At 72.7% G+C, this 13,031-nt stretch carries 12 protein-coding genes and 2 pseudogenes; 5 read left to right on the top strand and 9 right to left on the bottom strand.

What is annotated here, in order from left to right:
* Positions 1 to 3 precede the first annotated feature (3 nt).
* Both JNO44_RS42310 and hydA read right to left on the bottom strand, forming a co-directional pair.
* The gene (locus JNO44_RS42310) at positions 4 to 1,008 is read right to left on the bottom strand and encodes a TIGR03842 family LLM class F420-dependent oxidoreductase (protein ID WP_205369224.1); all 1,005 of its coding nucleotides are present in this window, start codon (positions 1,006 to 1,008) and stop codon (positions 4 to 6) included.
* Positions 1,009 to 1,076: 68 nt separating this feature from the next.
* Entirely contained in the window at positions 1,077 to 2,483 is a 1,407-nt protein-coding gene (hydA, locus tag JNO44_RS42315) for a dihydropyrimidinase (RefSeq protein WP_205369225.1), read from the bottom strand.
* Between the two features lie 335 nt (positions 2,484 to 2,818).
* On the opposite strand from hydA, the gene JNO44_RS42320 reads away from it, so the two are divergent.
* A complete protein-coding gene (locus tag JNO44_RS42320) occupies positions 2,819 to 3,703 on the top strand; it encodes an ABC transporter substrate-binding protein (RefSeq protein ID WP_205369226.1) in 885 nt (294 codons plus the stop codon).
* A gap of 114 nt (positions 3,704 to 3,817) precedes the next feature.
* The gene (locus JNO44_RS42325; RefSeq protein WP_205369227.1) at positions 3,818 to 4,654 is read left to right on the top strand and encodes a heparin lyase I family protein; all 837 of its coding nucleotides are present in this window, start codon (positions 3,818 to 3,820) and stop codon (positions 4,652 to 4,654) included.
* A gap of 109 nt (positions 4,655 to 4,763) precedes the next feature.
* Here the strand turns inward: JNO44_RS42325 and JNO44_RS42330 are convergent, their stop codons facing one another.
* The 7 genes and pseudogenes from JNO44_RS42330 to JNO44_RS42355 form a co-directional block, all read right to left on the bottom strand.
* A complete protein-coding gene (locus tag JNO44_RS42330; RefSeq protein ID WP_205369228.1) occupies positions 4,764 to 6,083 on the bottom strand; it encodes an aspartate aminotransferase family protein in 1,320 nt (439 codons plus the stop codon).
* Positions 6,080 to 6,922, bottom strand: coding sequence for a nitrilase-related carbon-nitrogen hydrolase (locus JNO44_RS42335; protein WP_205369229.1), 843 nt, complete (start codon positions 6,920 to 6,922; stop codon positions 6,080 to 6,082). Before JNO44_RS42335 ends, JNO44_RS42330 begins: the two co-directional genes overlap by 4 nt.
* Before the next feature lie 125 nt (positions 6,923 to 7,047).
* Positions 7,048 to 8,472, bottom strand: coding sequence for a hypothetical protein (locus JNO44_RS42340; RefSeq protein WP_205369230.1), 1,425 nt, complete (start codon positions 8,470 to 8,472; stop codon positions 7,048 to 7,050).
* Between the two features lie 169 nt (positions 8,473 to 8,641).
* A complete protein-coding gene (locus tag JNO44_RS42345; RefSeq protein ID WP_205369231.1) occupies positions 8,642 to 8,833 on the bottom strand; it encodes a hypothetical protein in 192 nt (63 codons plus the stop codon).
* A gap of 8 nt (positions 8,834 to 8,841) precedes the next feature.
* Positions 8,842 to 9,081 (bottom strand): annotated as a pseudogene (locus JNO44_RS44295) (Scr1 family TA system antitoxin-like transcriptional regulator); the annotation flags it as partial.
* A 2-nt stretch (positions 9,082 to 9,083) separates the two neighbouring features.
* Positions 9,084 to 9,592: pseudogene (locus JNO44_RS42350) on the bottom strand (IS5 family transposase); the annotation flags it as partial.
* 30 nt (positions 9,593 to 9,622) lie between these two features.
* Complete coding sequence (locus JNO44_RS42355) at positions 9,623 to 10,261, bottom strand: helix-turn-helix domain-containing protein (protein ID WP_205369233.1); 639 nt, start codon at positions 10,259 to 10,261, stop codon at positions 9,623 to 9,625.
* 275 nt (positions 10,262 to 10,536) lie between these two features.
* On the opposite strand from JNO44_RS42355, the gene JNO44_RS42360 reads away from it, so the two are divergent.
* The 3 genes from JNO44_RS42360 to JNO44_RS42370 all read left to right on the top strand — a co-directional run bounded on the left by JNO44_RS42360 (position 10,537) and on the right by JNO44_RS42370 (position 12,985).
* Positions 10,537 to 11,007 carry an ATP-binding protein gene (locus JNO44_RS42360; RefSeq protein ID WP_205369234.1) on the top strand — a complete coding sequence of 157 codons (471 nt, stop codon included), beginning with the start codon at positions 10,537 to 10,539 and terminating at the stop codon, positions 11,005 to 11,007.
* A gap of 74 nt (positions 11,008 to 11,081) precedes the next feature.
* The gene (locus JNO44_RS42365) at positions 11,082 to 11,513 is read left to right on the top strand and encodes a MarR family winged helix-turn-helix transcriptional regulator (RefSeq protein WP_205369235.1); all 432 of its coding nucleotides are present in this window, start codon (positions 11,082 to 11,084) and stop codon (positions 11,511 to 11,513) included.
* The gene (locus JNO44_RS42370) at positions 11,510 to 12,985 is read left to right on the top strand and encodes an MFS transporter (protein ID WP_205369236.1); all 1,476 of its coding nucleotides are present in this window, start codon (positions 11,510 to 11,512) and stop codon (positions 12,983 to 12,985) included. The genes JNO44_RS42365 and JNO44_RS42370 overlap by 4 nt, the downstream gene beginning before the upstream one ends.
* The last annotated feature ends 46 nt before the right edge of the window (positions 12,986 to 13,031 follow it).

Consider the following 13,031-nt stretch of genomic DNA (forward strand, 5'->3'; position numbering starts at 1 on the left):
GGGTCATTCGTCGGTGAGGGCGGGGATGATGTCCGCGCCGTAGGCGTCGATGGTGGCCTCGGTGGCGTCGTGCATGGCGTAGACCGCGAACTGGTCGACGCCCAGGGCGCGCAGGGCGCGCAGCTTCTCGCGGTGGGCCTCGGCGGGGCCGAGCAGGCAGAAGCGGTCGACGATGGCGTCGGGGACGAAAGCGGCGTCGGGGTTCCCGGCCCGGCCGTGGTGGGCGTAGTCGTAGCCCTCGCGGGCCTTGACGTAGTCGGTGAGCTCGTCGGGGACGAGGCCGGAGTGTTCGCCGTAGCGGGCGACGAGGTCGGCGACGTGGTTGCCGACCATGCCGCCGAACCAGCGGCACTGCTCGCGGGCGTGGTCGAGGTCGTCGCCGACGTAGGCGGGCGCGGCGACGCAGATGGTGACGTCGGCCGGGTCGCGGCCGGCGTCCGCGGCGGCCTGGCGGACGGCCTTGACCATCCATTCGGTCAGGAACGGGTCGGCGAGCTGGAGGATGAAGCCGTCCGCCAGCCGGCCCGCCATGGCCAGTGCCTTGGGCCCGTAGGCGGCCATCCACACCGGCAGGCGGCCGTTCTTGATCCAGGGGATCCGGATGCGGTGGCCGCCGACGTCCGTCTCCCGGCCCTCGGCCAGGTCGCGGATCTGGCCGATCGCCTCGCCGAGCCGCGCCAGGGTGTTGGGCGGGCGGCCGGCCACCCGCATCGCGGAGTCGCCGCGCCCGATGCCGCAGACGGTGCGGTTGCCGTACATGTCGTTGAGGGTGGCGAAGGTGGAGGCGGTGACCTCGGGGGTGCGGGTGGAGGGGTTGGTGACCATCGGGCCGACGATCAGGTGCTCGGTGTGCTCCAGGATGCGGCTGTGGACGACGAAGGGTTCCTGCCACAGCACGGCCGAGTCGAAGGTCCAGCCGTAGCGGAAGCCGTTGCGCTCGGCGCGGCGCATCAGCCCGACGACGGCGGAGGCGGGCGGGTCGAGTTGGAGGACGACTCCGAAGTCCACTGCGGCGCTCCTTTGGGGGTGCGGGCCGGCCCGGTGGGTCGCGGGGCCGGAAGGGTGGGCGCGGGTGCTCACATGAGGTACTGGCAGGTGCCGCGCGGGATGTACTGGCCGTGTCCGGCGCGTCCGGTGAACTCCCGGGCGTCGATGACGGGTTCGCCGCGGGAGAGGACGGTGACGACCTGTCCGGTGATCCGCTTGCCCTCGTAGGCGGAGTAGTCGACGTTCATGTGGTGGGTGCGCGCGGAGAGGGTCTGCTCGGCGGTGGGGTCGTAGAGGACCAGGTCGGCGTCGGAACCGGGGGCGAGGGTGCCCTTCTTGGGGTAGAGGCCGAACATCCGGGCCGGCGTGGCGCAGGCGATCTCGATCCAGCGGCGGCGACCGATCCGGCCCTCGACGACGCTCTGGTGAAGCAGGTCCATCCGGTTCTCCACGCCCGGCAGCCCGTTGGGGATCTTGGAGAAGTCGTCGCGGCCCAGTTCCTTCTGGCCGCGGAAGCAGAACGGGCAGTGGTCGGTGGAGACCACCTGGAGGTCGTTGGTGCGCAGCGCCCGCCAGAGCGCCGCGTGGTGCTCGCGGGGGCGCAGGGGGGTGGAGCAGACGTACTTGGCGCCTTCGAAGTCCGGCTCGGCGAGGTTGTCGGTGGACAGGAAGAGGTACTGCGGGCAGGTCTCGCCGAAGACGTTGAGTCCGGCGTGCCGGGCCTGGGCGATCTCGTCGACGGCCTGCTCGGCGGAGACGTGGACGACGTAGAGGGGCGCGCCGGCGATCCGGGCGAGCTGGATGGTGCGGTGGGTGGCCTCGGCCTCCAGGAGCGGGTGGCGGACCTCGCCGTGGTAGCGGGGGCCGGTGTGGCCCGCGGCGAGGGCCTGTTGGATCAGGACGTCGATGGCGGGGCCGTTCTCGGCGTGCATCAGGACCAGTCCGCCGTTGCCGGCGGCGCGTTGCATGGCGCGGAGGATCTGGCCGTCGTCGCTGAGGAAGACGCCGGGGTAGGCGGTGAACAGCTTGAAGGAGGTGACGCCCTCGGACACCAGGAGGTCCATCTCCTTGAGGGTGTGGTCGTTGACGTCGGAGAGGATCATGTGGAAGGCGTAGTCGATGGCGCACTGGGCGTCGGCCTTGGCGTGCCACAGGTCCAGGCCGGCGCGCAGCGCCTGGCCGCGGGTCTGGACGGCGAAGTCGACGAGGGTGGTGGTGCCGCCCCAGGCGGCGGCGCGGGTGCCGCTTTCGAAGGTGTCGGAGGAGAAGGTGCCGCCGAACGGGAAGTCCAGGTGGGTGTGGGCGTCGACGCCGCCCGGGATGACGTACTTGCCGGTGGCGTCCAGGACCCGGTCGGCGCCGGCCGTCCAGCCGTCGGCGATCGCGCTGTCGTGCGCGGCGAGGGCGGCGATCCGGCCGTTCTCGATCAGGACGTCGGCGTGCGTCTCCTCGGCGGCGGTGATGACCAGTCCGCCCCGGACGACCGTACGGCTCATCTCGGCTCCCTACCTGACGCCACGTCACAAGCTGGTCTACACCCGTAGATTCCGGACGGGAAGGAGACACCGTAGAAGCATGTCACCCACCGTGGCAATACCGTGACGGAAGATCGGCCGGCGGAGGGGTGTCGCGGCGGCGGCCAGCCGGGTGGTCCAACAGGTGACGCGCGAGGCTTTGGGGGTCGCGCCCGGGAGGGGTGCGGGGGCGGCCGAATGGGCAGGTAACAGACTCCGGAACCCACAACTTCGAAAGTCATCAAGGAATCGCACCTTCACAATCAGCACCAAGGACGTCAAAAAGCGCACACATGACGTCAGAAAGGCGATGCGCCATGGAGCAGAGCACACCGTGGGAGTTCTCCGACGACCGCGGGCGCCTGGTGGTGGCCGGAGCACGGCCGGAACGGATCGTGGCGTACATACAGGCGGGGGCCACGCTGTGGGACCACGGCATCCGGCCGGTGGGCCTGTTCGGCTCCCAGCACGACGGGGTGGCGGCCGACCCGGCCAAGGCCGGTGAGCTGCCGTTGACCGAGATCCGCTACCTCGGCTCGGGCACCGCGCTGCACCCGGACGCCCTGCTGGCGGCCCGCCCGGACCTGGTGGTGGCGGTCACCTACGACGGGGAGCAGGTGTACGGCCTGGAGGCGAAGACCGCGCAGGAGCTGGAGGAGAAGGTCCCGGTCGCCACCGTCGCGGTGGGCCCGGGCCGCAGCCTGGCCGAGGTGCGGGAGCGCTTCGCGGCGCTGGCCGGCTCCCTGGGGCACGGCGAACCGCTCACCCTGGCAAAGGAGTTGGACGCGGCGGAGGACGGGCTGCGGCAGGCGACCGGCGGCCCGGTGCGCCCTCGCGTGGTCGCCCTCTCCCCCGCCGGACCGGACAAGGTACACCTGGCCCGACCGGGCACCTGGCCGGACCTGCGGGCGCTGGCCGAGCACGGCGCGGAGCTGCCGGAACCGGCGGCCGGCGCCGGGGCGAACTGGTCCACGGTCGGCTGGGCGGAGGCCGCGGCGCTCGCCCCGGACGTCGTCCTGATCGACGTGCGGGCCAACGCCGCCCGGGTCGAGGCGCTGCGGACGGACGAGAACTGGCGGGCGATCGAGGCCCGGGTCCGACTGCTGCCGTGGAACCCGGAGGCCCCGGTCAGTCGGCGCGCGCACTCCCGCTTCTTCACCGAGGTGGCCGACGCGGTGCGCGCGGCCGCCGCCCGGGCATAGCACCCCGGAGCCCTCGGTGCTGTGGCCGCGGGGCACCCGTGCACCCCCTTGACGGCATCTGGAAACAAACCTAACTTTCACTCCCGTCCCCTTCCCCACGTCGGGAGTCCGACCATGAAGCGACCCCTAACCCCCCACCTGCGCAAGGGTGTTGCCCTCGCCGTCGGCCTCGCGCTGACCGGCGCCTGCTCCGCGGTCGCCCACCGGGCCCCGGCCGCGGCCCGCACCGGTGACGCGCCCCCGGCCGCCGGCCGGCACGCGGCAACGCTGTGGCGCGCCGACCCGGCCAGGGGCACCGGCAACTTCGAGGGCACGGAGACGAAGCCGGGCACGGTGCGGGTGGTCGACGACCCGACCGGCCGGCACGGGAAGTCCTTCGAGCTGCACACCTCCGGTGAGAAGGTCGACGGGCCCACCCGGGTGCGGGTGGAGACCCGCGGCCACCGCACCGGCGCCGGCCCGCTGCGCTTCTCCCGGGAGGGCGACGTCTACTACATCGGCTGGCGCTCCATGTGGGGCCCACTGCCGACGAAGAAGGGCGACTGGGTGGTCCTGTGGCAGCTCAAGGACTACGGCTCGGGCGCCGCCACCCCGCCGCTGTCGCTGCGCGCCCGCGGTGACGGCACCGTCGACCTGGAGTACTGCGACCCCGAACTGAGGACCACGCGGCTCTGGCACACCCCGCTCACCCTCCACGCCTGGCACGACTTCGTCGTCGGCATCAAGGTCTCGAAGGACCCGACCCGCGGCTGGGTGCGACTGTGGCACGACGGCACCGCCCAGCAGCTGCCCGGCGGCACCGAGCAGTACCCCGCGGCGACCCTGCGCGGCGACTGGGTCACCGACAAGTGGGGCGTCTACCGCTCCGACGGCGTCCGGGGAGCGGCCACCGCCTGGCTCAACAGCCCGGCGGTGGGCCGGAGTTACCGGGATGTGGCGCCCGCCGGCTGAGCCATCGGCCGGCGGTTCGGGGCGGGGTCCGCAAGGCCGGGGGCCGGGGCCGTACCGGACGGGGGTCCGGTACGGCCCGGCGGACGGGAGCCCGGCGCGCGGACGGCTCCTACGACGACGCGTCCGCGAGCTGCCGCTGGGTCTGGCGCAGGGCGTCCGCGAGCAGGTCCGCGCCCTGCTCCGCCTCGGCGACGGTGAGCGTGAGCGGCGGCGCAATGCGGAGCGCGGCGCCGCCCTGGCCGCCCTTGCCGACCAGCAGACCGCGCTCCCGGGCGGCCTCCAGCATCAGCGTGGCGGCCTCCGGCGAGGGCTCGTCGGTGCCCGGCCGGACCAGCTCGATCCCGATCATCAGGCCCCGGCCGCGAATCTCCCGCACCACGTCCAGACCGGCCGCCACCGCCCGCAGCCGCTCGATGAGCAGCCCGCCGACCCGCCGGGCGTTGCCCTGGAGGTCGTGCTCCAGGAGGTAGTTGAGGTTGGCCAGGCCCGCGGCCATGGTGATCGGGCTGCCACCGAAGGTCGAGATGGAGTTGGCGGACAGGCAGTTCATGATCTCGGCGCGGGCCACCACCCCGCCGAGGGACATGCCGTTGCCGATGCCCTTGGCGAAGGTGAGCAGGTCGGGCGGCCCGTTCTCGGCGTGCGCCTGCCAGCCCCAGAAGTGGTCGCCGGTGCGGCCCCAGCCGGTCTGCACCTCGTCGCTGATCCACAGGATCCCCTCGCGGGCCAGCACCTCGCGGAACGCCGCGTACAGCCCGTCCGGCGGGGCGGTGAAGCCGCCGACGCCCTGCACCGGTTCGGCGATCAACGCGGCGACGCCGCCGGCGGTCTGCTGGAGCAGGTCCTCCAGGTCCGCGACGCAGGCCGCGACGTACTCCGCGTCGCCGAGGTCGGCGTACGGGCCGCGGGAGCGCACCCCGCCGTGCACGTAGAGGGTCTGCAGGGGCGAGAGGCTGGTGGGCGACCAGCTCTGGTTGCCGGTGATGGCGACGGTGGAGAACGACCGGCCGTGGTAGCTGTTGCGCATCGCCAGCACCTGGTTGGAGCGGCGATGGGTGGTGGCCAGCAGCAGGGCGGCGTCGTTGGCCTCGGTGCCGGAGGTGGTGAAGAAGACCCGGGCGTCGGGGATGCCGGAGAGCGCCGCGATCCGCTCCGCCAGCTCCACCATGGGGCGGGAGAGGTAGAGCGTGGAGGTGTGCAGGATCCGGCCGGCCTGTTCGCCGACCGCCTTGGTCACCTCGGGCAGGGCGTGCGCGGTCATGGTGGTGAGGATGCCGCCGAAGAAGTCGAGGTAGCGGTTGCCCTCGGCGTCCCAGACGTGCCGGCCCTCGCCGTGGGTGAGCTCCAGGGGTTGTGCGTAGTAGAGGCTCAGCCAGGAGGGCATCACCGCGCGGTGCCGGGCGTGCAGGCTTCCGGTGTCGTGGGTCACGGCTGCACCAGCCCTTCGTAGGCGTCGGGGCGGCGGTCGCGGTAGAAGGCCCACTGCTGGCGGACCTGGTCGATCAGGCCGAAGTCCAGGTCGCGGACGACCAGTTCCTCCTTGGTGTCGCTGGCGGTCTCGCCGACGAACTGACCGCGCGGATCGACGAAGTAGCTGGAGCCGTAGAACTCGTTGTCGCCGTACTCCTCCACGCCCACCCGGTTGATCGCGGCGACGAAGTACTCGTTGGCGACGGCCGCCGCGGGCTGCTCCAGCCGCCACAGGTAGCCCGACAGACCGCGCGAGGTGGCGGAGGGGTTGTAGACGAGCTGGGCGCCGTTGAGGCCCAGTTGCCGCCAGCCCTCGGGGAAGTGGCGGTCGTAGCAGATGTAGACGCCGATCCGGCCGACGGCGGTGTCGAAGACCGGCCAGCCGACGTTCCCCGGGCGGAAGTAGTACTTCTCCCAGAAGCCCTTGACCTGCGGGATGTGGTGCTTGCGGTACTTGCCGAGGACGGTGCCGTCGGCGTCGATGACGGCCGCGGTGTTGTAGTAGAAGCCGGACTGCTCGACCTCGAAGACCGGGACGACGACGACCATGCCGGTCTCCCGGGCGAGGTCCTGCATACGGCGCACGGTCGGGCCGTCCGGCACCGGCTCGGCCCAGCGGTAGTGCTCCGGCTCCTGCACCTGGCAGAAGTACGGCGCGTTGAAGACCTCCTGGAAGCCGATCACCTTCGCACCCTGCGCGGCCGCCGCCCTGGCGTGCTCCTCGTGTTTCGCGATCATCGATTCGGTGTCGCCGGTCCAGGTCGCCTGGACCAGTGCGGCACGCACAACATCGGCCATGGGCTGCTCCTTTGTCGATGCGTCAGCCTGCGGTGCGCGCGTCTACTCGCGTGGAGGCGACCGTAAGGGTCGTCACCGACCGTGGCAAGACCATCTCTCTGCGCGGCGCGGCGGGGTGGAGCCGGTCAGGGCGCGGCGGGGAGGCCGGCGGCGCGCAGGGCGTGCGCGAGGTCGCGGTGGCGGTCCCGGGAGACGGCGCGGGCCGCGGCCAGCAGCGGCGGCCCGAGGGCACCGGGGTTCGCCGCGACCAGCGCGGCCGCCTCGTCGGGGGTGCGGGACCGGGCCACCCCGGCCAGCAGTTCCTCGAACTGGCCGGGGCGACCGAGGTCGAGCAGGGCCAGCGCGGTCGCCGCGACCTCGGCGACGGGGCGGGCCACGCTCTGCCGGAGCAGCGTCGTACCGTCGGCGGGGCGGCCCGCAGCGGCCAGCGCGTCGGCAGCGGCGGCGAGCCCGGCGGGCGGCAGACCGGCCGCCTCCCAGAGCAGGACCGGGACGTCGGAGGCGAGGCCGACGCCCTCCAACGCGGCGAGGAGGAGAGGGAGTTCGGAGGCCGGACGGGTCGCGGCGGCGCACAGTTCGGCGTGTGCGGGGCCGGTCGCGCCGGTCGCGCGGAGCCGGGCGAGGCGGTGCGCGGTGGCGGTGGCGACGCGACGGGCATCGGGTCCGGGGTCGGCGGGCGGGGCATCGTCGGGTGCGCCACTCTCCGCGTCCGGCGCGGCATACGCCCCGGCGAAGCGGGCGCCGCGCGGGGCCGGTCGGGACGCGGCGGCGGGCTGCGCCGTGGGGGGCTCGACGGTCACCGGGTCGGCGTACGACGGCCCGTCCGACAGCTCCAGCCCGGCGAACCGCGCACCCCGGGGGCGGGCCGTCCGCGCCCCGGCCCGGGGGCGGACGGCCGCGGCGGGCGACTCGGGGTCGGCCTCGACGGGTAAGTCCGGGACGGCTTCGGCGGGTGGTCCCGGGAAGACTTCGGCGGGCGCCCCCGGAAGGGTTTCCGCGGGTGGTCCCGGGACACCCGCCGCAGCGTCGGACGCCGGGCCCGGCCGGTCCGGCAGCGCCGCCAGGCGGGCCCGCAGCTCCCGCACCCGGGCCTGCGCGCGGGCCAGGTCGTCCCGGGCCCAGGCCAGTTCCCGGGAGAGCTGCGCCTCCTCGGGCGGACCGGCGGCGGCCCGGGCGACGGCCTCCAGTTCGCGGGCGCGCCGCGCGGCCCGCTGTTGCTCGCGGAGCATCAGCTCCAGCCGCTCCCGGAGGGCGGGTCGGCTGCCGGGCCGGGCGTCGTGGTCGGCGACCGCACGGGCGTGCAGCAGTCTGGCGCGCGGCTCCGCGGTGCGTACCGCCCGCTCGCCATGGCGCGCCGCGAGATCGCGCAGCAGCGACTCCACCACGTCCCAGGGCGGCACCTCCCGGCCCTCCAGGCAGGCTCGCAGGCCCTCCGGGTCGCGCCGCGCGAAGACCCCGTACCACCCGGCCGCCGGGTCGAGCAGCCGCCCGAGACCGGTCAGGTACCGGGCAAACTCCGTAGCGGGCGGCAGGAGTTGAGTGTCCGTCATACCGTGCCCTCCCCCTGCGGACCGGACTTCTCCGGCCTGACCGCATTGGACACCCGGCATGTTTCGGGGAGGGTGCCGGGCGTGCTACGGGGACTTTTCCGAACCCTCAGGCTGCTCGCCCGTCACCCCTGACCGACCGGTCCTGCGACAGGCCGACCGGTTCTGCGAGTCAAAGCAGGTGGTCCGCCTTGCCCGCCTTCACCTCTCGGATCAACGTACGCAGGGCCTCTATCGAGTCGGTGAGGTAGCGATCCTCCTCGCCGTTGACGGCGATATAGGCGTTGCCGTCGGCGTCGGTGCCCATTCTGAAGCAGTTGTTGCCCTCGCCGCAGAACGGGGCTTCCCAGGTGATGTCAGACATTCGCTCTCCTACAGTTGTCGCGCGATGGCGTGAATGAAGTCCCGTGACCGCTCGGGCGTCAGAGCGTTCTCCGCCATCCAGTCAAGGTGCGCTCGGTACTTGGCGAGTTGAGCCTCGGCGTGAGTGAATTCCGGCCCGTGCGCGGAGTCGAGTTGCACGGTGTCGAGTCGGGGAACGGCACCTTCGGCGTAGAGGAGGGCGTGGCCTGCGCCCGGGAACGCACCGCATTCAACAGGAATCACCCTTAGTTCCGGCCGTCCGCGCTCAGGTGGAGCTTGGTGGTGAACCCGCCGCGCGAGCGGCCCAGCCCCTCACCTCCCGCACCACCTCCACCAGCCGGCCGCACAGGCTCTGCCACGGCGTCTCGCCCTGATGTTCGTGCAGTTCGGCCCCCTTTGACACCGGGACCGGCGGCGGATCATTGCGGGCGCCGGCCGCATGCTGGTGGGCGCGGACGACGGTGGAGTCGACCGAGATGTCCCAGTCGATCTCACCCGCGGCGTCAGCTGCCGCCTGGACCTGCTGGAGCAGATGCTCCCACGTGCCGTCGGCCGACCACAGCCGATGGCGTTCATAGACGGTCTTCCAGGGCCCGAACCGTTCCGGCAGGTCACGCCACTGCACCCCGGTCCGCACCCGATGCAAAATCCCGTCGATGACCTGCCGATGGTCCCGCCACCGGCCACAACGCCTGTTACTGACCGGCAGAAACGGCCGCAGCCGTTCCCACTCGGCATCACTCAGATCGCCCCGCCCCATGTCCACATCAACGACCTGAGCCAGGGATAGTCACATGATCGACCGGACAAGTCCTAGTGAGACATGCTCGCGCTCCGACGCAACGCAGAGGTGGTCGAGCTGGGCTTGAGTGACCTTGCGACCACCGAACTGCATGCGCAGCGCCGCTTCATGTACGTATCCCACGTAGGGCCGAGCAATGTCTTCCTCAAGGATGCATTGCCGCTCGATCCGGTGGCTGACGCGAAGCTCGATCTCCAGCCGCGACAGTGACGGGAGGACCGCGCCGAACACGGCTCGTGCGTAGTCTTCGGTGTGCAACAGACCCGGCACGTGCACACTCTGGGCCGTGAACAGGCGCTTCGCGTGCCACTCAAGCTCGGCGATGTCGAGCAGACCGGACGGGAGTCTCCCCCGATACTCCTCCCACCAGCCGCGTTCCTGCCCCTCGGCCATCGTCACCAGGGCGTCGACGTAAGCAGCATCGGCACACGCATAGTTACAGGCCAGGGTCCGTACGCGCTCAGGGCTGGTAACACGGATTCCGGACTCCATGTTGGAGATCTTCGTCCGGTCCAAGCCCAGCAGACCGGCCGCGTAGTCAGTGCTGACCTCCGCAGCAACCCTGAGTTTGCGGAGTTCAGCCCCCAGGCGCTTCTGGCGCTCGGTGGGAGTACGTCGCGTCGCCATGCCGTCCTCTCTGGATCGGATGCGGCCAGTCTGCCGTGAGAGCTCGCCGACAGTCCAACTCGATAGTGGCAATTGCCACTCTAACGGTGGCGCCTTGTCATCAGGGGCGCTAGCTTCGAGTAACGCGCAAGCCACACACCGCAACCGCCGGAAGCGCACCGCGCGAGCGTGCCCGCCTGCCCTGGAGCGGGGGCGTTCGCACCCAGGGAGGCAGGCCACCGGCGCCGTCGGGAGCGCGCGCACCCAACCACCTGATATCAGCGAGGGGTTCAGCCATGCCCGTCATCCCACACCCGTCTCCGTTCCCTGCACCCGCACCCGCACCCGCACCGCAACGGCCGCGCGTCCCCACCACCCCCTCCCACTGGCTGTTCCCGGGCACCGCCGCCTCCGTGCAGCGCGCCCGACAGGCCGTCACACAGGCACTGCTCGCCGGAAACTCCACGCAACTGGCCGACGACATCGCCCTGTTGACGTCCGAGCTCGTCACCAACGCCGTGCGGCACGGAACCCGGTACGACGAAGAGCAGCTGGTCGAGCTGATTCTGTGGCCCGCCGACGGCCACTACTGGCTGGCGGTGTCCGACCCGGGAGCAGGGCAGCCAGTCCTCAGGGCGGCCACACCCGACGCTCGTCGCGGCAGGGGGCTGGCTCTGGTCGACGCGGTCTCCGCCGCCTGGGCGGTCGTGCCGCGCCATCCCTGCGGGAAGTCCGTCGTCGCCGGGGTCCGGCTGCACGGCGGGTGACATGGGTGACACCCGACAGGGAAACTTGCAAGTTTTACTTGCAAGTTTCCCTGTCGTTCTCCTACGCTCGAAGCATGCCCGACAAGAAACAGGAACGGCTCGCCACCGACCTCGGCGCGACCGTGTCCCTGCTGATGCGCCGGCTGCGCGCCGCGTCGCCGCAGGGCGAACTGACCCCCACCCAGCGCGCGGTGCTGGCGCGGATCGACGCCGACGGACCGGCCACGATCGCGGCCCTGGCCCGCGCCGAACTGGTGCGCCCGCAGTCGATGCGGGTGACCGTCGGCGCGCTGGAGGAACACCGGATACTCGCCCGCAGCCCGCACCCCACCGACGGCCGCCAGGTGGTCTTCTCGCTCACCGACGAGGGCCGCCGGGTGCTCAGGGACGTCCGCGCCGCCAAGAACGACTGGCTCGCCGTGGCCATCGCCGACCGGCTGACCGGCGACGAACAGCGGACGCTGGCCGAGGCCACCGCGCTGATCCGACGGCTGACCGAGGAATGAGCACCCCCGGCGCCCCCGACCAGGCCCCGGACCGGGCCCCCGACCGTACCGCCGGACGGGCCGGCGCATCCAGCGAGCTCACCTCCGGCGAGTCCGGATTCGGGGCCCGCCTGATGACCCCGCTGCTGCTGGGGTCGCTCCTCAACCCCATCAACTCGACGATGATCGCCACCGCGCTGGTGGCCATCGGCCGGGACTTCCGGGTCGGCGCCGCCGGCACCGCCTGGCTGGTGTCGGCGATGTACCTCGCCAGTGCGGTGGGGCAGCCGGCGCTGGGCCGCATCGCGGACCGGATCGGGCCGCGGCGGGTCTTCGTCGGCGGCACCGTCGCGGTCTGCGCGGCGGGCCTCCTCGGGGCGCTGGCGCCGGCCTTCGCCCTGCTGGTGGTCTCCCGGATCCTGCTCGGCGCCGGCACCGCGGCGGCCTACCCGGCGGCGATGGCGATGCTGCGGGCCGAGTCGCGGCGGGTGGGCCGTCCCACGCCCCGGAAGGTCCTCGGCCGGATCTCGCTGGCCGCGCTGGCCAGTGCGGCGGTCGGGCCCACGCTCGGCGGGCTGCTCGCCGCCACCGCGGGCTGGCGGGCGGTGTTCGCGGTCAACGTCCCGCTCGCGCTGCTGGCGCTGGTCAGCGCCCTGGCCTGGCTCCCGCACGACCGGAACGGCCGGAAATCGACCACCGCCGACGGGGCCGGCGGCCCGGCCCGCGGCTCCCTCGACCCGTTCGGGATCGCGCTCTTCGCCTCCGCGCTGACCTGCGCGATGTTCTTCCTGCTGCGGCTGGACGCGCCGCGCTGGCCGCTGCTCGTACCGACCGCGGTGCTGGCCGCCGTCCTGGTGTGGTGGCAGCTGCGCCATCCGCAGCCCTTCCTCGACCTGCGGATGCTGGCCCGCAACCGCCCGCTGGTGCTGACCTATCTGCGGCACGGCCTGGCCTATCTGCTCATCTACTGCGTCCTGTACGGCTTCAGCCAGTGGCTGGAGCAGGCGCACGGCTTCTCGTCCTTCCACGCCGGGCTGGTGATGCTGCCGATGTCCGGCGCGGCCGCGGTGTGCTCGCTGGCCGGGGCCCGGGCGAAGGGCGTCCGCGCGCCGCTGGCGGTCGCCGCGGTCTGTCTGATCGCGGGCAGCGCGGTCTTCCTGCTGCTGCGCGGCACCAGTGCGCTGCCGGTGCTGCTGGTCGCCGCGGCGCTGTTCGGCATCCCCCAGGGGCTGGCGTCCACCGGCAACCAGGCCGCCGTCTACACCCAGGCGCCGGCCGACGGCGTGGGCGCGGCCGCCGGGCTCCAGCGCACCGCGCAGTACCTCGGCGCGATCGCCGCGGCCGGCCTGATCGGGCTGGTGTACGGGCCGCGCGCCACGGACACGGGGCTGCACGCCATCGCGCTGACCGGCGCGGTCCTGGGGGTGCTGCTGCTCGTCCTCACGCTCGCCGACCGCAGCCTGCGCACCACCGGCCGCCGGACCCTCGGCTGATCACGCCACGACAGCCGTTCCCCGACGGCCGCGCGTCTCGACAGTC

This window comes from Streptomyces noursei (genome assembly GCF_016917755.1).
Classification (GTDB): Bacteria; Actinomycetota; Actinomycetes; order Streptomycetales; family Streptomycetaceae; genus Streptomyces; species Streptomyces yunnanensis.

Excerpts from the sequence above, each read along its gene's own strand:
- JNO44_RS42365 (WP_205369235.1), top strand. The coding sequence starts at position 11,082 with ATGCCCGACAAGAAACAGGAACGGCTCGCCACCGACCTCGGCGCGACC.
- JNO44_RS42360 (WP_205369234.1), top strand. The coding sequence starts at position 10,537 with ATGCCCGTCATCCCACACCCGTCTCCGTTCCCTGCACCCGCACCCGCA.
- hydA (WP_205369225.1), bottom strand. The coding sequence starts at position 2,483 with ATGAGCCGTACGGTCGTCCGGGGCGGACTGGTCATCACCGCCGCCGAG.
- JNO44_RS42340 (WP_205369230.1), bottom strand. The coding sequence starts at position 8,472 with ATGACGGACACTCAACTCCTGCCGCCCGCTACGGAGTTTGCCCGGTAC.
- JNO44_RS42345 (WP_205369231.1), bottom strand. The coding sequence starts at position 8,833 with ATGTCTGACATCACCTGGGAAGCCCCGTTCTGCGGCGAGGGCAACAAC.
- JNO44_RS42370 (WP_205369236.1), top strand. The coding sequence starts at position 11,510 with ATGAGCACCCCCGGCGCCCCCGACCAGGCCCCGGACCGGGCCCCCGAC.
- JNO44_RS42320 (WP_205369226.1), top strand. The coding sequence starts at position 2,819 with ATGGAGCAGAGCACACCGTGGGAGTTCTCCGACGACCGCGGGCGCCTG.
- JNO44_RS42335 (WP_205369229.1), bottom strand. The coding sequence starts at position 6,922 with ATGGCCGATGTTGTGCGTGCCGCACTGGTCCAGGCGACCTGGACCGGC.
- JNO44_RS42355 (WP_205369233.1), bottom strand. The coding sequence starts at position 10,261 with ATGGCGACGCGACGTACTCCCACCGAGCGCCAGAAGCGCCTGGGGGCT.
- JNO44_RS42325 (WP_205369227.1), top strand. The coding sequence starts at position 3,818 with ATGAAGCGACCCCTAACCCCCCACCTGCGCAAGGGTGTTGCCCTCGCC.